This is a genomic window from Psychrobacillus sp. FSL W7-1457 (assembly GCF_038593405.1).
In the GTDB taxonomy this organism is placed as follows: Bacteria; Bacillota; Bacilli; order Bacillales_A; family Planococcaceae; genus Psychrobacillus.
The window spans coordinates 2,034,629-2,054,964 of record NZ_CP151993.1 but is presented as its reverse complement, the minus strand read 5'-3'; the positions used below and the strand labels follow the sequence as shown (position 1 = coordinate 2,054,964).

23 protein-coding genes and 1 pseudogene are annotated in these 20,336 nt (G+C 38.4%); 23 read left to right on the top strand and 1 reads right to left on the bottom strand.

Annotated features, from left to right (window positions below; translation table 11 throughout):
* The first annotated feature begins 8 nt into the window (after positions 1-8).
* From NSQ95_RS09930 to NSQ95_RS09855, 16 genes are all read left to right on the top strand, one after another.
* Positions 9-1,211, top strand: coding sequence for a dihydrolipoamide acetyltransferase family protein (locus tag NSQ95_RS09930; protein WP_340883415.1), 1,203 nt, complete (start codon positions 9-11; stop codon positions 1,209-1,211).
* On the top strand, positions 1,212-2,648 hold the full coding sequence (locus tag NSQ95_RS09925) for an FAD-dependent oxidoreductase (RefSeq protein WP_340883416.1): 1,437 nt from the start codon (positions 1,212-1,214) through the stop codon (positions 2,646-2,648).
* A gap of 67 nt (positions 2,649-2,715) precedes the next feature.
* Positions 2,716-3,690 (top strand): ABC transporter substrate-binding protein, encoded by a 975-nt coding sequence (locus NSQ95_RS09920; protein ID WP_340883417.1) that lies wholly within the window; start codon positions 2,716-2,718, stop codon positions 3,688-3,690.
* A 17-nt stretch (positions 3,691-3,707) separates the two neighbouring features.
* Positions 3,708-4,757: an ABC transporter permease gene (locus NSQ95_RS09915; RefSeq protein ID WP_340883418.1), complete on the top strand. Its 1,050-nt coding sequence runs from the start codon at positions 3,708-3,710 to the stop codon at positions 4,755-4,757.
* On the top strand, positions 4,735-5,532 hold the full coding sequence (locus NSQ95_RS09910; protein ID WP_340883419.1) for an ABC transporter ATP-binding protein: 798 nt from the start codon (positions 4,735-4,737) through the stop codon (positions 5,530-5,532). The genes NSQ95_RS09915 and NSQ95_RS09910 overlap by 23 nt, the downstream gene beginning before the upstream one ends.
* Positions 5,533-5,544: 12 nt before the next feature.
* Positions 5,545-6,327 (top strand): fumarylacetoacetate hydrolase family protein, encoded by a 783-nt coding sequence (locus tag NSQ95_RS09905; protein WP_340883420.1) that lies wholly within the window; start codon positions 5,545-5,547, stop codon positions 6,325-6,327.
* Positions 6,324-7,082, top strand: coding sequence for a fumarylacetoacetate hydrolase family protein (locus NSQ95_RS09900; RefSeq protein ID WP_340885967.1), 759 nt, complete (start codon positions 6,324-6,326; stop codon positions 7,080-7,082). The genes NSQ95_RS09905 and NSQ95_RS09900 overlap by 4 nt, the downstream gene beginning before the upstream one ends.
* An 18-nt stretch (positions 7,083-7,100) precedes the next feature.
* Positions 7,101-7,481, top strand: coding sequence for a 5-carboxymethyl-2-hydroxymuconate Delta-isomerase (locus NSQ95_RS09895; RefSeq protein ID WP_340883422.1), 381 nt, complete (start codon positions 7,101-7,103; stop codon positions 7,479-7,481).
* 84 nt (positions 7,482-7,565) lie between these two features.
* Positions 7,566-9,050, top strand: coding sequence for a 4-hydroxyphenylacetate 3-monooxygenase, oxygenase component (gene hpaB / locus NSQ95_RS09890; protein WP_251553054.1), 1,485 nt, complete (start codon positions 7,566-7,568; stop codon positions 9,048-9,050).
* Positions 9,051-9,098: 48 nt separating this feature from the next.
* Entirely contained in the window at positions 9,099-9,560 is a 462-nt protein-coding gene (locus NSQ95_RS09885) for a flavin reductase family protein (protein WP_340885968.1), read from the top strand.
* A gap of 40 nt (positions 9,561-9,600) precedes the next feature.
* Positions 9,601-10,527: a 2,4-dihydroxyhept-2-ene-1,7-dioic acid aldolase gene (gene hpaI / locus NSQ95_RS09880; protein ID WP_340885972.1), complete on the top strand. Its 927-nt coding sequence runs from the start codon at positions 9,601-9,603 to the stop codon at positions 10,525-10,527.
* Between the two features lie 18 nt (positions 10,528-10,545).
* A complete protein-coding gene (gene hpaE / locus NSQ95_RS09875; protein WP_340883423.1) occupies positions 10,546-12,057 on the top strand; it encodes a 5-carboxymethyl-2-hydroxymuconate semialdehyde dehydrogenase in 1,512 nt (503 codons plus the stop codon).
* A 17-nt stretch (positions 12,058-12,074) separates the two neighbouring features.
* On the top strand, positions 12,075-13,058 hold the full coding sequence (gene hpaD / locus NSQ95_RS09870; RefSeq protein WP_340883424.1) for a 3,4-dihydroxyphenylacetate 2,3-dioxygenase: 984 nt from the start codon (positions 12,075-12,077) through the stop codon (positions 13,056-13,058).
* A 306-nt stretch (positions 13,059-13,364) separates the two neighbouring features.
* Entirely contained in the window at positions 13,365-13,775 is a 411-nt protein-coding gene (locus NSQ95_RS09865; protein ID WP_340883425.1) for a VOC family protein, read from the top strand.
* Positions 13,776-13,916: 141 nt separating this feature from the next.
* Complete coding sequence (locus NSQ95_RS09860; RefSeq protein WP_342559631.1) at positions 13,917-15,536, top strand: catalase; 1,620 nt, start codon at positions 13,917-13,919, stop codon at positions 15,534-15,536.
* A gap of 67 nt (positions 15,537-15,603) precedes the next feature.
* Positions 15,604-16,245, top strand: a complete 642-nt coding sequence (locus NSQ95_RS09855) for an SDR family oxidoreductase (protein ID WP_342559630.1) — start codon at positions 15,604-15,606, stop codon at positions 16,243-16,245.
* 77 nt (positions 16,246-16,322) lie between these two features.
* Here NSQ95_RS09855 and NSQ95_RS09850 read toward each other — a convergent pair whose 3' ends face one another.
* Entirely contained in the window at positions 16,323-16,451 is a 129-nt protein-coding gene (locus tag NSQ95_RS09850) for a hypothetical protein (RefSeq protein ID WP_340883429.1), read from the bottom strand.
* A 261-nt stretch (positions 16,452-16,712) separates the two neighbouring features.
* Here NSQ95_RS09850 and NSQ95_RS09845 point away from each other — a divergent pair, with 261 nt between their 5' ends.
* The 7 genes and pseudogenes from NSQ95_RS09845 (at position 16,713) to NSQ95_RS09815 (ending at position 20,329) form a co-directional block, all read left to right on the top strand.
* Entirely contained in the window at positions 16,713-16,970 is a 258-nt protein-coding gene (locus NSQ95_RS09845; RefSeq protein ID WP_342559629.1) for a hypothetical protein, read from the top strand.
* A gap of 306 nt (positions 16,971-17,276) precedes the next feature.
* Positions 17,277-17,894, top strand: coding sequence for a hypothetical protein (locus tag NSQ95_RS09840; protein WP_342559628.1), 618 nt, complete (start codon positions 17,277-17,279; stop codon positions 17,892-17,894).
* A gap of 148 nt (positions 17,895-18,042) precedes the next feature.
* Complete coding sequence (locus NSQ95_RS09835; RefSeq protein WP_340883432.1) at positions 18,043-18,417, top strand: hypothetical protein; 375 nt, start codon at positions 18,043-18,045, stop codon at positions 18,415-18,417.
* A 237-nt stretch (positions 18,418-18,654) separates the two neighbouring features.
* On the top strand, positions 18,655-19,035 hold the full coding sequence (locus NSQ95_RS09830; RefSeq protein WP_342559627.1) for a hypothetical protein: 381 nt from the start codon (positions 18,655-18,657) through the stop codon (positions 19,033-19,035).
* A 92-nt stretch (positions 19,036-19,127) separates the two neighbouring features.
* A pseudogene (locus NSQ95_RS09825) lies at positions 19,128-19,292 on the top strand (phage terminase small subunit-related protein); the annotation flags it as partial.
* A gap of 128 nt (positions 19,293-19,420) precedes the next feature.
* The gene (locus NSQ95_RS09820; RefSeq protein ID WP_342560808.1) at positions 19,421-19,948 is read left to right on the top strand and encodes a terminase small subunit; all 528 of its coding nucleotides are present in this window, start codon (positions 19,421-19,423) and stop codon (positions 19,946-19,948) included.
* Between the two features lie 12 nt (positions 19,949-19,960).
* Positions 19,961-20,329 carry a hypothetical protein gene (locus NSQ95_RS09815; protein WP_342559626.1) on the top strand — a complete coding sequence of 123 codons (369 nt, stop codon included), beginning with the start codon at positions 19,961-19,963 and terminating at the stop codon, positions 20,327-20,329.
* Positions 20,330-20,336 lie beyond the last annotated feature (7 nt).

Below are 20,336 nucleotides of genomic sequence, written 5' to 3'. Positions count from 1 at the left end.
GGTTTTGAATGATTGATGTGAAATTACATGATATAGGAGAAGGAATGACTGAAGGAGAGGTTATCCACTATTTAGTTAAAGTGGGTGATAGGGTGCAAACGGACCAGCCTTTAGTTGAAGTCCAAACAGATAAAATGGTTGCAGAACTTACCTCTCCTTGTACTGGTATTGTCAAAGAGATTCGAATTGCTGCAGGAGAAATGGTTAAAGTAGGTACCAGTCTTCTTTCCTTAGAAAGTGAGGGCGGAGGGGGTTCCTCAACCGAGCAGTCGTCAAAGGATATATCAGTAGAGACTAGCTGTAACCAGCCCTTAAAAGAAGATAAATCCTTAGAGTTCACTTATAAGAGAATACTAGCTACACCTTACACAAGAAAAATAGCTAGGGAACATAACATCAATTTAGAGGATGTGACACCTTCAGATCCTTCAGGAAGAATTACAGAAGAGGACGTTATGAGGTTTATAGATCATAAAACAGAGAAGAAGATTATACCTGAGAAGATTGTTACTCCAACGCAACCAGATGAAATACCCTATAAAGGAATTAGAAAAAAGATTGCTGAAAATATGAAGAAATCACTTTTTACCATTCCACATGTAACCCATTTTGACGAAGTGAATATGACTAATCTATTAGAAATGAAGGCACAGATGAAAGCCACTGGTCATTCCATAAGTATTCCAGCCTTTCTCTTGAAAGCACTTGTCATTTCCTTAAAGGATTTTCCGATATTCAATGCCGAGCTTGACGAAGAAAATAGTCGGATACTCCTCAAGAAAAGCTATCACATAGGCATAGCCACCAACACAGAAAACGGACTGATTGTCCCTGTACTCCACGATACCGATAAAAAGTCTCTCATACAAATAAATCAAGAAATAAAAGAATTAACACAAAAGGCCATAGCAGGAAAGCTTCAATCATCAGAAATGCAAAACAGCACATTTACAGTTAGTAATGTAGGACCTTTAGGCAGCATAGCCGCCACTCCTATTATCAATTATCCAGAGACGGCACTGATCGCATTCCATAAAACCAAAAAACAGCCAATCGTTAATGCGCAGGATGAGATTGTTATTGGACACATCATGAATCTATCCATGTCATTTGATCACCGCGTAGCAGACGGTGCAACTGCAATTGCATTCACGAATCGTTTTTCAAGTTTGATCGAACATCCACATAAACTAATTTTGGAGATGATTTAGATGGTTGTAGGAGAAATAAGCCATAAACGAAATCTAATCATTATTGGGGGTGGACCAGGAGGATACAGCGCAGCTATACGAGGTGCTCAGCTTGGCCTTTCTGTTACTATAATTGAGCAAAAAAAATTGGGAGGAGTGTGCTTGAACGAAGGTTGTATACCTTCAAAGGTTTATACTTTTGCAAGCTCGAAACGTTCCGAGTTGGATCAGCTAGTTAAGATTGGTATTGATGCGGCTGGAAGAGATATAGATATCCAGAGATTACTTGAATATCAAAAGGATGTAATCGGACAGCTGAGGTCAGGTGTAGAAAGACTTTGCCAGGCGAATAAGGTAGAAATCGTTCAAGGGAAAGCTACGTTTATAGCAAAGCATAAAATTGGTGTGGAAAATGGTCACCAATTCGATATGTATGAGTTTGACCAAGTAATTATCGCTACAGGCAGTAAAAATATACTTCCTAGCTATATAACTTCTAAGAGTCCTCATGTGCTATATCCGTTTGAACTGTTTCAACTAAGCAAGCTGCCTGAAGATGTAATCATTGATGGTCAAGATTATATTGCCCTAGAAGCGGCCTCAAGCTTGGCAGCACTTGGCACACAAGTAACCTTATTAATAGAATCCGATACTGGGCTACCTTTTGATGAATCGGTCAATAAGGAGTTATTAAGAATATTTAAAAAGAGAAAAATAAAAGTAGTAGAGAAAAAAGAAATTATTGGGACTCATGAGGATTTAAACGGTTTCTCTGTTACGGTGTTAACCAATCAGCATAAAGAAATAACAATTGAGGCTTCTTGTTTAGTGGTTCCTGAGCTAAGGGTCTCAAACGTAGAAGAGCTTGGGTTGAAGCGTCTGGGCATGGATCTAGGTGTAAATGGATTTATCCAAGTAAACAATCGTTTAGAAACTTCAATCCCCAACATATATGCAGTTGGAGATGTAACAGGTGGTCCCCTGCTTGCTTGGAAGGCTATCAAGCAAGGAAAAGCGGCAGTATCTTTCATTGCGGGAGAAAGACCAGAGGTGGACATAACAATCGCCCCCACTTGTGCTCATACAATTCCACCGGTAGTATCTGTCGGTTTAACGGAACAACAGGCAAATAACCTAGGACTTTCTGTACGTGCAAGTAGATTTCCACTTGGCGGTAATGGTTATTCCACAATTACTGGGAAAAGAGATGGATTTATAAAGGTAATCTCTGATTCTACGACTGAAGTAATTCAAGGAATTCATATGATTGGCGATGGCGCTATCGAATTGTCAGGCTCCTTTTTACAACTATTAGAGATGGCTGCGAAGGAGGAGGATATTAAATTTCCAAATTACGTGCACCCAGGCATAAATGAGGCACTACTCGAATCGGTTGAAGGATTGCTTGGACAAGCGATTCATCTAGCTCCAGTAAAGAAGGAAGTGGTAATTGGTTAAACTACGGCTATAAACTATTTTACCAGAAGCTTGTTAAATAACTAAAAGAGTCGGAGGGGGAAATAACGTGAAGAAAAAATGGAAGGTTTTTTTAACTGTATTAGCTAGTGCATCCTTGTTACTTGCTGCTTGTGGAGATGAGGGTGAGAAAGCTTCTTCGTCCAAAACCTATAATATTGGAGTTACTCAAATTGCGGAGCACCCATCCTTAAATGCAGCTTATGACGGCTTTAAAAAGGCTTTAGAGGATGGAGGAATAGAGGCGGAATACAATTTTCAAAATGCGCAAGGAGACGGTAATAATAACACAACTATAGCTACAAACCTAGTTAGCTCCAACGTCGATTTAATCTTTGCAAACTCAACAGGAAGTGCTCAAGCTGCACTTAGTGCAACACAGGACATACCGATTGTATTTACATCTGTTACGGATGCAGTTGGTGCAGAGCTAGTTGAATCGATGGAAAAGCCAGGCGGTAATGTCACGGGTACTATTGATTCCCATCCGGATGCTATTGCTAATACAATGAAATTTTTAAAAGAAGAGCTTGGTGCAACGAAAGTCGGGATGGTATTTAACTCAGGCGAACAGAATTCACGCTCTCAAGTTGACTCCGTTAAGGAGTTACTGAAAGACATGGATATGACGGTTGTAGAAGCATCAGTAGCTACAACTGCTGATGTAAAACAAGCAACGGAATCACTTATAGGAAAAGTCGATTCTATGTATATCATCACAGATAACACGGTTGTTTCTGCACTGGAATCGGTAATCTCAGTAGCAAATGAAAACAAAATTCCTGTGATGGTAGGAGAATTTGATTCGGTTAAGCGTGGTGGCTTAGGGGCATATGGATTTGAATACTACGATATTGGTTACGAGGCTGGTCAGATGGCAGTCAAAATATTAAAAGGGGAAAGTAAGCCTGCTGATATCCCAGTACAGGTACCTCAAAAGCTGAAATTAATAATGAACCAGAAAACTGCAGATACAATTGGTGTGGATATTAAAGACGAGTGGAAAGCTGAAATGAGCGAATAACGAGGAGGTGATTCTTTATGTTTTCAGCAGTATTCGGCTCAATGGAACAAGGAATCATTTATGCAATTATGGCACTTGGAGTGTATATCTCATTCCGAGTGCTAGATTTTCCAGATCTGACGGTTGACGGTAGCTTTGTAACAGGGGCAGGGACTGCTGCTACGATGATTATACTTGGGTATCATCCCGTATTGGCAACAAGTATGGCTATATTAGCTGGCTTTATAGCAGGCTGTATGACTGGGTTACTGCATACAAAGGGAAAGATAAATCCCCTTCTATCTGGGATATTAATGATGATTGCACTGTACTCGATTAATTTAAGAATTATGGGGCTCACCTCTGAAAACTCTATAGGTCGTCCTAATATTCCCCTGTTGAATGCTGAAACTCTTTTTGTTCAGTTCCAATCATTTTGGAGTGGGCTTGGTATAGATTCCGCACTCAATAGCTTTTTGCAAATGCTTGGAGTAGAAAGAGTTCCATCTACATGGGGAACTATGTTTCTGATGGCTATTGTAGTAATCCTTATCAAAATCATAGTAGATTGGTTTTTAAAGACCGAGATAGGCTTAGCGATCAGAGCAACTGGTGACAATAAGAAAATGATCCGCAGTCTATCAGCCAATACAGATACTTTAATCATTATAGGTCTTGGTTTTTCTAATGCCCTTGTTGCTTTCTCAGGTGCCTTAATAGCTCAGTATGCTAAATTTGCTGACATTGGCCTTGGGATTGGGATGATCGTGATTGGTCTTGCTTCTGTGATTATTGGTGAAGCTATTTTTGGAACAAAAACGATTGTCCGTACAACATTAGCAGTAATAGCTGGAGCGATAATTTATCGTATCGTGCTTGCACTGGCTCTCCGTTTAAACTTTTTGGATACAGGTGATATGAAGCTTATCACCGCGGTAATTGTTATAGGAGCACTAGTGCTACCACAGTTTTTAGAAAAGAAAAGGGAAAAAAATAGAAAGGCAAAGCGACATTCTGAAAGACTTCGAGAAAACCAATCCTTATTGATGAAGGAGGGGACAGCTATTGTTAAAGCTCAATCAGATTAATAAGCTTTTTAATGAAGCAACACCAGATGAAAAGGTAGCATTAGACCAAATAAACCTTGAGCTCCGTCCGGGTGACTTTATGACAGTTATTGGCAGTAACGGAGCAGGTAAATCAACTATGCTTAACATGATATCAGGTGCTCTATCTCCAGATTTCGGAACAATAGAGATTGAAAAAAAGGATGTTACTAAAATGCCTGAATATAAACGCTCTCAAATGATTGGTAGAGTTTTTCAGGACCCGATGGCTGGAACCGCTCCAACGATGACTATAGAGGAAAACCTTGCGATGGCCTATTCAAGAAATAAAAAAAGAAGTTTCAAAATTGGTGTCGATAAGAAAAGGCGTGATTTTTTCCGGACCTCTCTGGAAACGTTACATCTCAACTTAGAAAATCGACTAAATGCAAAAGTAGGTTTGCTGTCTGGTGGAGAAAGGCAGGCACTTTCCTTATTAATGGCAACCTTTACAAAGCCGGCCATTTTACTTTTAGATGAGCATACAGCAGCACTCGACCCTTCCAGAGCAGAACTCATTACGAGTCTTACAAAGGAACTGGTGGAAAAGGATAAGTTGACGACGTTGATGATCACGCATAATATGCAGCAGGCTTTAGATTTAGGCAATCGATTAATAATGATGGATAAAGGTCAAATCATTTTACAAATAGATGCCGAGGAGAAAAGAACTTTAACAATCAATAAGCTTATGGATGAATTCCAACGAATCCGGGGAGAGAAGTTAACAAGCGATAAAGCATTGTTATCGGTCTAAGGAGGTATGCAGATGAGTTCGGCAAGCATAAAGCTTCGTCATCTAAACGAGTTAAAAACAGTTGAGGTGGATCCTCTAACTAACTCGTTTTACTTAAATGGACAAAGAAATGGGCTAAAGGATTACCCTGTTGCTTCACCCGTTTGTGGGACAGTGTACGGAACTATACTTAACTATAAAGAAGATCTTACAGCCATAGAAGAGCAGCTTCATCAAAAACCTTATGCTGCTCCTCCTAACGCGCCTATCTTGTATATAAAACCGGCAAATACAATCAATTTTCATGGTGCTCCTATTCCTATGCCAAAGGGGGTCTCTACACTAGAAGTTGGAGCATCGTTAGGAGTAGTTATCGGTAGGAAGGCGATTGCTATAAAAGAGGAGGAAGCATTTTCTTATATTGCTGGTTACACAATTGTAAATGATGTCAGTATTCCACACGATAGTATTTTCCGACCAGCGGTGCCATACAAGGCAAGGGATGGTTTTTGTGCCATTGGACCTTGGATCATAGATGCCAAAAATATTATAGACCCAAATTCCTTTACGATAAAGGTCTATATTAACAATGAACTCCAGTTAGAAAAAAACACGTCTACTCTAGTGCGCCCAATTGCTAGATTGCTAGAAGAAATAACGGAGTTTATGACGTTAGACGTTGGGGACCTCCTACTGGTCGGAATTCCTATAGCTTCTCCTAAAGTACACGTAGGAGATCAGGTCAGAATTGATATAAGCGAAATAGGGACGTTAGAAAACTATATTATGGAAGAGGAAGAGGGGTGTTTCTTATAAAAAGAGCTAGAGTTGCATATGGTGGAGCTATTCATAATGCAAGTGAATATGACACTAGGCTTCAGCTTGAGGATGGTAGGATTGTGAAACAGGATGAGGTTACATGGTTAACACCCCTTAACCCGCGAACTACCTTTGCTTTAGGTCTTAACTATGCCGATCATGCTGCAGAATTAGCTTTTGATGCCCCTTCTGAACCTCTTATCTTTTTAAAGGGACCTAATACATTTGTAGGTCATAAAGGGTTTACCAGACGACCATCTGATATAACTTACATGCATTACGAATGTGAGCTTGCTGTTGTAATCGGTAAAAAAGGCAAACATGTAAAAAAAGAAGACGCTTACGATTATGTTAAAGGCTATAGTATAGCAAATGACTATGCTTTTAGAGATTACCTCGAGAACTATTACCGACCAAATCTTCGTGTGAAAAATAGGGATGGCTGTACTCCGCTTGGACCATGGTTAGTGGATAAGGAGTATATTCCAGATCCAATGAATCTTCCATTATATACGTATGTTAATGACAAGCTCGTTCAAAAGGGTAATACGAAAGATATGATATTTGATATTCCAACACTTATTGAATATATCAGTAGCTTTATGACCTTAAGTGAAAATGATGTCATTATAACCGGGACACCTAAAGGCTCGGTGGACACTAAAGTGGGCGATCATATTGTGACTGAAATTGAAGGAGTTGGTCGTCTAGCAAATACTATTATAGGCGATGAAAAATTCATTAAGAGTTAATACGGAAGGGGAATTGATTTGCCTCATTTTATTGTAGAGTACACAGACAACTTAAAGGAAGACATTAAAGTGGAGCAGCTATTAAAAGATGTTCATCAAATACTTATAGCTAGAAACGATACATTCCCAATTGGAGGAATTCGATCGAGAGCAATAGAGCTAACAGATTATCGAGTAGCTGATGGGTTAGAGGATGATGCCTTTGTACATGCCACATTAAAGATTGCTGCAGGTAGGTCTGAAGAAATCAAGGCAGAAGTATGTGACGCTATATTCGAGGTTATTAAAGCTCACTTCGATGAAACGATGAATAAAAGATACTTAGCACTGTCTATGGAATTGGTTGAATTTAGTGATTCAGGAACGTACAAGCAGAACAATATTCATTCTCGTTTTTAAATATTATCATGCTTTAAATCATATATTATTTCATATATTCTTGTTTAATTTGTTCAGAAAATTCGGATTTAGGAGGTTGTAAATATGGGTGCTCGAACAGGGAAGGAATACATCCAAGGTGTGAAGGATCGTCAAACAGAGGTGTGGATTCACGGAGAAAAAGTAGAGGATGTGACTACCCATCCAGCTTTTAAAAACGTGATAGAAAGTGTAGCGGGTTTATATGATCTCCAGCATGAAAAGCCAGAAAAAATGTTATACAAATCACCAACTACCGGAGATAAGGTGGGGCTTTCCTTTATCGCACCGAAAACAAAGGAAGATTTGTTTAAAAGAAGAGAAATGCATAGTGAATGGGCAGCTTTTTCGGGTGGAATGATGGGTCGTTCACCTGACTATTTAAACACAAGCATTATGGCGTTTGGAACAGCAAGTAAGTTCTTTGCACAGGAGGGAGGCGGGAGTAAGCAATTTGCTAAAAATGCAGAAGATTATTATGAATATGCGAGAGAGAACGACATCAGTCTTACGCATACACTTATTCATCCGCAGGTGAACCGATCCATGCTAACACAATCGGAACAAAAGGACCCTTTCTTATCTGCCCGTATTACTAAAAAGACGACAGATGGAATTATCATAAACGGATGTCGCCTACTAGCTACCCTAGGGGGAATAACGGATGAATTAGTCGTATTTCCATCTACTATAAATCGAACTCCAGGTACAGTGGACGATCCATTTGCCTTTGCATTTGCTATTCCCAACAACACACCAGGCTTAAAATTTCTCTCCCGCGAATCTTTTGATTATGGAAAGAGTAAATGGGACCATCCACTAGGTGCCAGATTTGATGAAAGTGATGCGATTATATCGTTCGAGGATGTATTAGTGCCTTGGGAGAGAGTCTTTGTTTGTGAAAGCACCGATATTTGTAATCGTACGTATGCAGAAACGAATGCCGTTATCCATATGACGCATCAAGTAATCTCTAAAAACGTTGTGAAAACTGAATTTATCCTAGGTGTAGTTATTAGCATGATGGAGGCCATTGGTATCGATAAGTTCATGCATGTAAAGGAAAAGGCCAGTGAAATCATGGTGATTCTAGAGGTGATGCGCTCTCACTTATACCGAGCAGAGCATAATGCAAAGATAGACCAATACGGCAATATGACCCCAGACTTCGAGCCATTAAATGCAGCAAGAAACTGGTTTCCTAAAATGTACCAGCGTATGAATGAAATTATCAAAATTTTAGGTGCCTCTGGATTAATGGCATTGCCAACTGAAGCAGACTTTAGCAATGATGATGTAGGTTCTTTAGTGCATCGCTATACTCAGGGTGCAAACATAAATGGGGAAGAACGTGTGCAGCTGTTCCGTTTAGGCTGGGATATATCCATCAGTGCATTTGGAAATCGACAAGCTCTATATGAATATTATTTCTTTGGAGATCCGGTTCGTATGTCCAATGCTTATTATGATAGCTTCAATAAGCAACCGTATAAGGATATGGTGACTAGCTTTTTAAATAGAGCGAAAAAGGAAGCAGGCATACTTTCATAGTAAAGATTTTCATAAAGGAGTGTATCCATGCAACAGCTTAAAAATGAAATAGATAATCAGTTATTCCGAACGATAATGGGCAGCTTTGCAACTGGAGTTACGGTCATTACTACAAAAGTAGAGGAAGAAGTTTATGGCATGACAGCGAATGCATTTATGTCAGTTTCTCTTGAACCTAAGCTAGTGGCTATAAGTATCGGAGATAAAGCTAAAATGCATTCTTATATAAATTTATCTAAACGATTTGCTATAAATATTTTGGCTGCTAACCAACTGGAGCTTTCGAAGCAGTTTGCCGGGCAGTTGAATTCGAACCTGGAAGTAGCATTTGATTACTATCAGGAGCACCCTATTTTAAAGAGCTCACTTGCAGTTATCACTTGTGAATTGTTTAACCACATAGACGCTGGCGATCATACTATTTTCATTGGAAAAGTAACAGGGGTAAAGCACGAACCAAGTGAGCCTCTCTTGTTTTTTGGAGGTAAATATCAAGAGTTAATCAAATAGCTGGAGGAAGAAAATAATGGATTGGAAGGAGTCGAATAAATTGGCATATGAAGAAGAAAAAAAGAAGCTAAGAGGTTCTATTTGTCCTGTAGTTACTCCCTTTACAGAAAATGGAGAAATAGATGAGGAATCCTTTAAGAACCTTATCCATTGGCAAATAGAAAGTGGGAGTCACGGTATATCTGTGACGGGTACAAGTGGGGAACCAAGCTCGTTAGCCATTAAGGAGCGTAAAAGAGTAATGAAGCTAGCCAGTGAAACAATTGCTGGTCGAGTATTTTTTGCACCAGGTACAGGGTCAACCAACCACGATGAAACGATGGAGCTTACTAAGTATGCAGAGGAACTAGGCGCTGATGCTGCTATGGTAATTGTTCCCTACTATAATAAGCCAAATCAGGAAGCGTTATATACACACTTTAAAGTAGTTGCAGACTCTGTGAAGATCCCAATTATCATCTATAACATTCCAGGTAGATCTGCAGTAAATATGGAAGTCGGTACGATGAAGAGACTAGTTGAAGCTTGTCCAAACATAGTTGGAGTAAAGGAGGCAAATAAAGATTTTGAGCATGTTAATCGTGTACTCCTTAATTGTGGAAGAGATTTTCTACTTTATTCAGGAATAGAGCTTCTATGTTACCCAATGCTTGCTATTGGCGGTGCAGGCTTTATTAGCGCGACGGCTAATGTAGAACCTGCTAAAGTAGCGGAGCTTTACAATGCTTGGACAGCTGGAGATGTGGAGAGGGCTCAGGATCTACATTTTGAACTAATGCCTTTGAATGATGCGTTATTTAGAGATACGAATCCTGCTCCGGCAAAGGTGGCCCTAGGGATGATGGGGAAGATAAACCCTAAACTGCGACTTCCATTAGGTCCACCATCACAAGCAGTAAAGGATGAAGTGCGACAGACTCTAATAAGCTTAGATATTCTGCCGAAAGAAACTGCCCCACAATTTTAATGAAAGAAGGTGATGAACATGGTGTCTTCTCATGAGTTAATTTCACTCAAGCATGAAACCCAACAAAGCATTTCCCTCTATATAAATGGTGAGTTTACGTCTGCAGCTAGTGGTGCAACTTTCAACAACATGAATCCTTTTACGAACGAGCAAATCAATACAGTCTCGGAAGGCCAAAAGGAAGACATAGATAAAGCTGTTGCAGCAGCTCGTGATGCTTTTGACAATGGTCCATGGAAAACGATGAAGTTAAGCAAAAGGTTGTCTTATATTTATCGTATTGCAGACCTTATTGACGAGGAAGTAGAACGAATCGCATATTTAGAGGCTTTAGATACCGGTTTGCCAATAAGCCAAACAAGAAAAATGGTAAACCGTGCCTCTGAAAACTTTCGCTTTTATGCAAGAATGGTTGAGAGTCGTCTGGTAGGGGATGTCTATCAGGTGGATGACGAATTTGTCAATTATACGATTCATGCCCCTGTAGGCGTAGCCGGATTAATAACTCCATGGAATGCACCTTTCATGCTTGAGACATGGAAGATTGCTCCAGCACTTGCTACAGGAAATACAGTAGTCCTAAAGCCAGCAGAGCTTTCTCCTCTATCGGCAAATCTATTAGCAGAGGTTATTCATAAGGCAGATCTACCAAAAGGAGTCTTTAATGTGGTTCACGGTAAGGGAGAAGTAGCTGGTGATGCTTTAGTTAAGCACCCTGATGTACAGCTCATTTCATTTACTGGGGAGACTACAACTGGATCTACTATTATAAAAAATAGTGCAGACACCTTGAAGAGCTGTTCCATGGAGCTAGGCGGCAAATCTCCAATAATTGTTTTTGAGGATGCCGATTTCGAGCGAGCACTAGACGCCTGTGTATGGGGTATTTTTTCCTTTAATGGGGAACGCTGTACTGCTAATTCTCGATTATTCGTCCAAGAAAGCATTAAAGACAGGTTTATAGATGCGTTAAAGACGAGAGTTGCTAATATAAAAGTGGGAGACCCTTTAAATGACCTTACGGAGGTTGGCCCTCTTATTGATCGAGGTCACTATAACAAGGTACGTGGCTATATAGACATAGCACGTGATGAAGGTACTGAGGTAATCTCAGGACATCTTCCAGCTGAATTTTCCAAAGGAAATTTTGTGCCCCCAACATTAATTTTAAATGCTCATAACCAAATGCGTGTTGCTAAAGAAGAAATATTCGGTCCTGTTCTAATTGCTATGTCGTTCCAAGATGAAGAGGAAGTCATTAAGCTTGCGAATGATACTGATTATGGCTTGGCAGGTTATGTCTGGACGAACGATATTAAACGTGGACATCGCGTAGCACATAAAGTGGAAGCAGGAATGCTATGGGTAAATGCTCAAAACGTTCGAGATCTTAGAACCCCTTTTGGAGGGACGAAGTATTCTGGCATAGGCAGAGAAGGTGGGCATTACAGCTTTGATTTTTACACGGAGCATAAAATTATTCACGTATCAATTGAGGATCATCATATCCAGCAATTCGGAAAACAATAGAAAGGAGGAGAAGGCTATTGGATTTTTCCATTATACGTATCGCTCGCACAGTGCTACATGTTAAGGATTTAGAGCTATCTCGTAAATTCTATGTAGATGGATTGGGGATGATAGAAACTGAGAGAGATGATAGGCATGTCTATCTAAGAGGATTAGAAGAACATTGTCATCACAGTCTATTACTAAAAAAAGCCGAGAAATCAGTTGTGGAAGTGCTAAGTTACAAGGTAATGAAGGAAGAAGATTTAGAGCACATTGAAAAGTTATTTATTGCTATAGGACTTAAAACGAAGTGGATTCCTAAAGGAAATCAGTATGCTATCGGTAGAACGCTTAGAGTTCACGACATTTCTGGTATTCCGCTAGAATTTTTTGCAGAAATGCCTACCGTGGATCGGATGCTTCAAAAATACGACCTATATCGCGGAGCAAAAATTCAGCGAATAGACCACGTCAATTGTGCTGTACCAAATGTGCAAAAAGCCTATGATTTTTATGTAAACAGTTTAGGATTTTCTTGTTCCGAATACACAGAAACGGAAGAAGGTGACTTATGGGCTGCCTGGTTATTCCGAAAGCCTACAGTTCATGATCAAGCGTTCATGAGTGGACCAGGGCCTAAGCTCCATCATTTTGCGTACACTTTATCTGACCGGCTGAGCGTGCTCGACTGCTGCGATGTGTTGGCTAGTATGGGCTATGCAGATTGTATCGAGCGCGGACCAGGTCGACATGGATTATCTAACGCATTCTTTCTATATTTAAGAGATCCAGATGGTCATCGTATAGAGTTATATACCGGAGACTATTTGACTTGCGATCCAGATATGAAGCCAAAGCGTTGGGATTTAAATGATCCTCTACGTCAAACATTCTGGGGACATCAGGCACCAGACCAATGGTTCAATGAAACTAGTACATTTATTGATATTGAGACCGGAGAAGAAATAAATAGCGAAGAACCAAAGCTTGAACAACGAAAGCCCAAAATTTTAGTGTAATTATGGATCCATCTGAGATTAGTGCGTATGTAATTTTTAGACTGTAGACAGACACCATGAATGTTGGTGTTTGCCTACAGTCTGTTTTCTATTAAAATAAAAATAATGCTAGAAATGTTGAATTTTGCTGCAAACGGACCCTATCCTGGGAAGCTTCAATCGCTGCGATTAGTTCAAGGTCTTTAGCTCCCGCTATTTGCGTTATAGATGCTAACCCACAAGAGTTGTTTTCAAAAGACTATCTGGTCACGCAAACGGGTGCACTATTGATTTCACATTTTATTTGAGTAAGGAGGGGGAAAGGCTATGAATGATAAACTAATAAGAGTTGGAACAATTTATATCCCAGTTTCAAATGTTTCTCTAGCAAGTGTTTGGTACCAGGAGCAACTCGGCGCTGTTGAGAATTATAAGGACGAGGATAAAGCAATTTTGGACCTAGCCAATCAAAGTGTCTTTTTGATTAAAAGTAAAAAAGAAGAAAGTCTGAACTTTAAAGATTTTCATGGGCTAGAGCAATTTGTCTTAACATTTGAAGTAGATGGTGTTGATAATCTTCTATTATTACACAAAGAATTCAAAGAAAAAGGATTGCGGGTAGGAGAAATAGAAGATAGAGGACATGCTGGTAGAAATTTTGTATTTCAGGATCTTGATGAAAATAAATTTGATGTATGGAGCGAATTAAGTCCTTCTTTTAAAAATAATAGGATCTGATAAAAAAGAGGCTACGTAGTCTCTTTTTTATTTTGATTAACTGGATTATTTTTCAATAAAAGAAGTGATAATTAGGTTTTAAGGTCATATATCAGGGAATTACAAATAAGGAATGCACTATTTTGAAGGAGGGCTTCATATATGGCAGAAGAAAAAGAAATGAGAAATGGTTCAACCGAAAGTAACCAAGGAAAAGAGACTCTTACAACTAGACAAGGTCATCCAGTAACGGATAACCAAAATATGCGAACTGTAGGAAATCGCGGTCCAGCAACTCTTGAGAACTATCATTTTATTGAAAAAATTTCACACTTTGACCGAGAAGAAGTTCCTGAACGAGTAGTTCATGCTCGTGGAGCTGGTGCTTTTGGCTATTTTGAAACCTACGGAAAAGTAGGGGACGAGCCCGTAGAAAAGTATACTCGTGCAAAAGTATTTTCGGGTGCTGGAAAACAAACACCTTTGATGGTGCGCTTTTCAACAGTTGCAGGTTCTAAGGATTCTCCAGAGACTGCCCGCGACCCACGAGGTTTTGCAGTTAAAATGTATACAGAAGATGGCAACTGGGATTTAGTTGGAAACAACTTGAAAATATTCTTTATTCGTGATGCGATGAAATTTCCGGATATGATTCATGCATTTAAGGCAGATCCTGCTTCGAATATACCCAACCCTGAGCGTATGTTTGACTTCGTTTCTAAATCACCTGAAGCGACACATATGATCACTTTCCTATTCTCTCCATGGGGAATTCCGGCTACATATCGCCATATGCAGGGATCTGGTGTAAACACGTACAAGTGGGTAAATGATAAAGGCGAAGCAGTACTTGTAAAGTATCATTGGGAACCAAAACAAGGTATTCGTAACCTAACTCAAGATGAAGCAGATGCAATTCAAGCAAAAAATGTTGCTCATGCCACACAGGACTTATACGAATCCATTGAGCGAGGAGAATATCCAGAGTGGGAGTTATTTGTTCAAATTATGAGCGATGATGAGCATCCTGAATTAGATTTTGACCCATTAGACGATACAAAGCTATGGCCACCAGAACAATTCCCGTTCCTACCAGTAGGTAAGATGGTATTAAACCGTAATCCGGTCGACTATCACGCTGAGATAGAGCAGGCTGCATTTGGTACTGGCGTATTAGTAGATGGATTAGACTTCTCAGATGATAAAATGCTTCAAGGTCGTACTTTTTCTTATTCTGATACACAACGTTACCGCGTAGGAGCAAACTATTTAAAGCTAACTGTTAATGCCCCTAAGGTCCCTGTAAGAACAAATCAGCATCGTGGTCAAATGGATGTGCATAGACCAGAAGAAGCTGGTGGAAATCCACATATCAATTATGAACCATCCATGATAGGTGGATTACAGGAGGCTGAAAAAACAGAGCGGATTAAACATGAGCCACAATATAATGCTAAGGCTACAAGTGCACCGATAGATCGAGAGAATAACTATGGACAAGCAGGAGAGACATATCGTAGCTTTGAAGATTGGGAGCGCAATGAATTGATAAACAACCTGTCTACAGCACTTTCGATTTGTGACCCTCGAATCCAAGAGGCGATGATCTATCACTTTACACAAGCAGACGAGGATTATGGTCGCCGTGTAAAAGAAGGTATTGAAATGAAAATGAAAGAAATGGAAGATTTGAAAAAACAACAAAAGCAAGAAAGCTCTCCGGGTGCCAACGCTGCTGCCGATAAAGCAGAGGATGTTGGTCGAGAATCTAAACCTTACTAATTATTTTTAGCCCCTTCACCTTAATGGAGGGGTTCTTTATTTCATCTATTAAAAGGAGTGTATACACATGAAAGTAATGGTTGTAGGAGCAAATGGACAAATTGGTAAACAGGTCGTGGAAAAATTACAGCACAGTGAGCATACGGTGACAGCAGTAGTTCGAAAACAGGAGCAGGTAAATGAATTTAAGAACAAAGGGATAGAAGCAGCCTTGCTTGATCTCGAGGGTAAGGTAGACTCACTAACCGAAGCATTTACTGTAGCTGATGCAATCATTTTTGCAGCAGGCTCAGGAGGACATACAGGTCCTGATAAGACATTACTTATCGACTTAGACGGGGCAGTAAAAACAATGGAAGCGGCTGAAGCTGCTGGGGTTGAGCGATATATTTTGGTTAGTGCATTTGATGCTGACAAGCGTGAAAATTGGAACGCTGAAATGAGACCATACTATGTTGCAAAGCATTATGCAGACCGAATGCTTGAGCAAAGTAAACTGAACTATACTATCGTTAAACCTGGTGGATTGATAAATGAAAATGCATTAGGAAAAGTGACAGTAGGAGTGGATGCGGAGCCGAGTACTATTACTCGTGAGGATGTAGCAGATGTTTTAGTGGCATCTTTAGAAGAAGCAAACACCTACCAAAAAAGCTTTAATGTTGTAAATGGGACACTACCAATAAAAGAAGCTTTAAAGAATCTGTAAAAAGTTTCCAATAGTCTAAATGGACTCCATAAAGTGGAGTCTTTTTTTATGCATTTTATATATTATATTTCATTGTATTACTCTGTAAGGCATACGGCTTTAGTTAATAACTGTATATCATAGAGGATTTCTTTTTTAAATGCGTCATTGTCACATCTATAATAATCATCTACTAATCTAACTAGTTCTATATAAATGAGGTTCATTAAAAACGACTCCTTTATTTTTGGGAAAAAGTATCTATTCTATTATACCTATATTTGTTTAATCATAAACATTTATTTTTAAAATGAATACAAAGATTAAAAAAAGAACTGATGGAAGAGCTTCAATAACTGAAGCACCAAAGATACTTATTGAAGAATTAATCCGAAGAAAAGTAGAACTCTTTACTGAAAAGATTAAATCTGAGGAAAACATGTTAAAGAAATCGTACAGTACTTATTAGATTAAAGCTTCCAGAGTTAGTGGAAACAGGTGACAAAACATATTCAACTCGTGACCTAAATCAATTAACTGTTGAACAACCGGATAGTGCAATTAATGTTCGTAGCTTATCTGGACTAGTGGATTATGTAAAATTAAAATTCGACCATAATCGCAAGTTGATGAATCATGTGAAGTCTCCAACGGAGGTTAATGTGTTTGATGCATTAAATGATGTTAACGATCGTCGTACGTATGTTAGAGCTGGGGCATTATTGTCAAGCATTACATTTGAATAATTTGTAGACCGTGAGAAGTTCCAAATCATGCTGTAGGCTTGCTTTGTTGGAAACCAAGATAAAGAACAAGTTCTTAAAGTGGTTAGTTCCATCAATGAAGAAAATTCAGTGCAAACACAAGACGATGGAGTTACACAACGAGTTACAGCTAAAACAGGGGTTGTCACTGTAGGAAATGTAAACGTACCTAACCCATTAATTTTATAAAACTTTATTGACAGTTAATTGTAATTCTATGTAAAATTAAATTAATATTCCCAATAAATAGTTTTTTGGTGGATAAATAAAAATAGATGGAGGAACAACATGAAAAAAACTTTTACTCTATTTTTTGCATTGGTTTTTCTTAACATTTTGTTTGGCTCAGTGACGAGCTATGCATCTGATGACAATTATATTTATCCATATCAAGAGATTATGGACAAACTTAATAAGGAATTAGGTTCCACATTTCATGTGAAAGAGGAAAAGCGAGAATTCTTCTATAATAATGTTAAAGATATTACTCCAAGCGCGTTTGAAGAATTATTGAGAAAGCAATATAAAGAATTTACTGAATCTTTAAACATGGATATGGGACCTGGAAATGAAATTTCACAAGAAACAATAATTACACCATATTATGTTAGTGAAGACATAACCCAGTATGCTTCGCTGAGTTATAATTCTTCGATGTATCTTAGTTCTAATGTTTTTAGTTTTACTGGGGGATCGGGGACGTTTAAATACAATAGCATCTATTCTTACGGCACTACATGGCCGTCTGGTTTTACAGGATTTCATTGGGAGGTCGATTCTAAATCAGCAAGACTAAGTAGCGATGAAAAAAGTTGCACTGTAACTCTGAGAGGTCATCCAGAAGACGCAAACGGTGTAGCCCTTGCACTATCTTTAACAGCATCTAATACATTTTATGCGAATTAATTATCTATAACAGACATACTTATTACTGTATGTCTGTTTAAATTTTTAAAAATTCATTAAATTGGGTTACAATAAACATATATTGGCTTGGTATAATTTTAATATATTCAGCGTTTCAACCATTTTTAAATGGAGGAGGTAATTAATTATGAAAAAAATACTCGGTTTAGGAATCGCGTTCCTTATTTTGACAGGATTCTATACTGCATCTTCTGCTAACAAAAATGCCGACATGGATTTATTATTGTTACCTTATCAAAAAGTAATGGATAATTTAAGTGAAGATTTAGGTGTTCCATTTTACATTGAAACCAAAAATAAGGAACGTTTTTACAACAATGTAAAAGATATTACCCCTGAACAGTTTGAGAAAATGCTTATTGAAGAATATAAAGAATCGGAAGCTGATATCATTAATGACAAATCATATGTAACAGACGATGCTCCATATGATATTCAGGGCCCCAATATTCCTAATCATAATGGATCCGTCATTTTAACCCCACTTGAAGAAAATTCTTAGACTGGGGGAGGATGTGTTATGATCAATGTGACAACGACATTACAATCGGCTTGAAAAATACCGTAATAAAATTATAATTGAAACAAAGAGACCACGTGCACGCTTGTGCTGGTGTAGTAATTATACTAACTTAAGCTATTTATATAAGGCTCTCACAATACAGTGGGGGTCTTTTTTGTGTTAATAAAAGGAATATTATACCCCTTTGGCGAATGATGTCATATGGAGGTGAAATAATTGCAAGTAATTCCAGTTATTATTTCTGTATTTGCTCTAGGAATCTCTTGGTTCAATAGCATCAGAGACAGTAAAAAATACAAAAACATAATGCTAAGACTTTTAATTCTAGCTGATGGGTTAAGTAATGACTATGATAAATTGATGTTTGAATATAGGATGCTTCATTTAATTCCTAGGCAAAAGAATGAACAACATGAGGATTCTTTTAAAATTAAAAAGTCTCTTCTTCAATTAAAAATAAATCAAATGTATGAGTTATTGTTAATAAACCAGAAGATAGTAGACGAAGATTTAAAAAAAATATTTAGTTGTTTAAACGGAATAGATCAAAACCTTTTTGAACTAGCGAATTCGAGAATCGACAACTTTATGATTTAGATGCTACTCGCGCAATTACTAATCCCTTAGCAAAAGATATTGAAATTTTAGTGAGTATAATTAAACAATACGATAAGTATTAGCATTTCCTAGTGAGGTGCTTTTTCTACGTCATAAAAAGCCAAATATGGAAACAACATAAAGGTGAAATAACAAATAGAGCTATTGCTGAACAGTTAGATGTATCTGAGAAGACCATTGGTGGTTGGAAATCCAAAGATAACTGGAACGCTGAATCCAACGGAGTACTCCAAAAGAAAAGAAGGTAAACAAAGAGCCTCCTATTCCTACCTTAGATGAATTAATAGACGATTTGAGGATGACTGAAAAACAAAGTCTCTTCTGCATTTATTAAGTCAAATCATTCAACGCTACACAGGCAGCTATTAAAGTTGGTTATGTAAAAGACAGTGCACATGTTCAGGGGAGCGTATTATTAAGGGATTCTAAGGTAGTTGAAGAGATACGAAGGATAAAGGGTGAAATGAGACAGGGCATATTTGTTGAAGCAATGGACGTCTTAGAGAAATACATTAAAATAGCCTTTGCAGACATTACAGTTTACACCACCTTCGGTAAAAGAGAACTACCTGTAATAAGTATGATGGGTCCTGTTTTAGATGAAGATGGCAATCAAGTGATGAAAGAGATCAATAATGTAGACCTCAATGAATCCTCTATGGTTGATGGCACAATAATCACCGAGGTTAAGCAAGGCAAAGATGGCGTGTCTATTAAAGTAGCAGATAAAATGAAAGCTAAAGATAAACTGTCCTTATACTTCGATTTATTCCCTGATAAGTTACAACGTGAAGTGGAAGAAGAAAAACTAAAAATCGCTCATCATAAAGCGTTTGGTGGTAATGAACCAGAACGGGTTCAACAAGGCTCTAAATGCTTGCTACGACTTTGAAGTTGTGGAAAGATGACGACGCCGACGAAGACTAGGTACCTTTCTTTTTTTACAGAGAAAAGTAACTTCAAGAAGATACCAGCACCTTTCAAGTTCCAAACCTTCTCTAAAAAACAAAAACAAGTATTAACTTGGTGGAGACCTGGATCTCCTCATAAAGATAAAGACGGTATCATCTGTGATGGCTCTGTCCGATCTGGCAAAACAGTGGTTATGTCGCTTTCTAACGTGATGTGGGCAATGGAGTCTTTCCAAGATGAAAACTTTGGGATGGCTGGTAAGACAATAGGCTACTTTAGACGTAATGTAATAACTCCATTGAAAGGGATGCTTAGTTCTAGAGGATATAAAGTTAAGGATCATCGTGCTGACACTTCCTAACCATTGA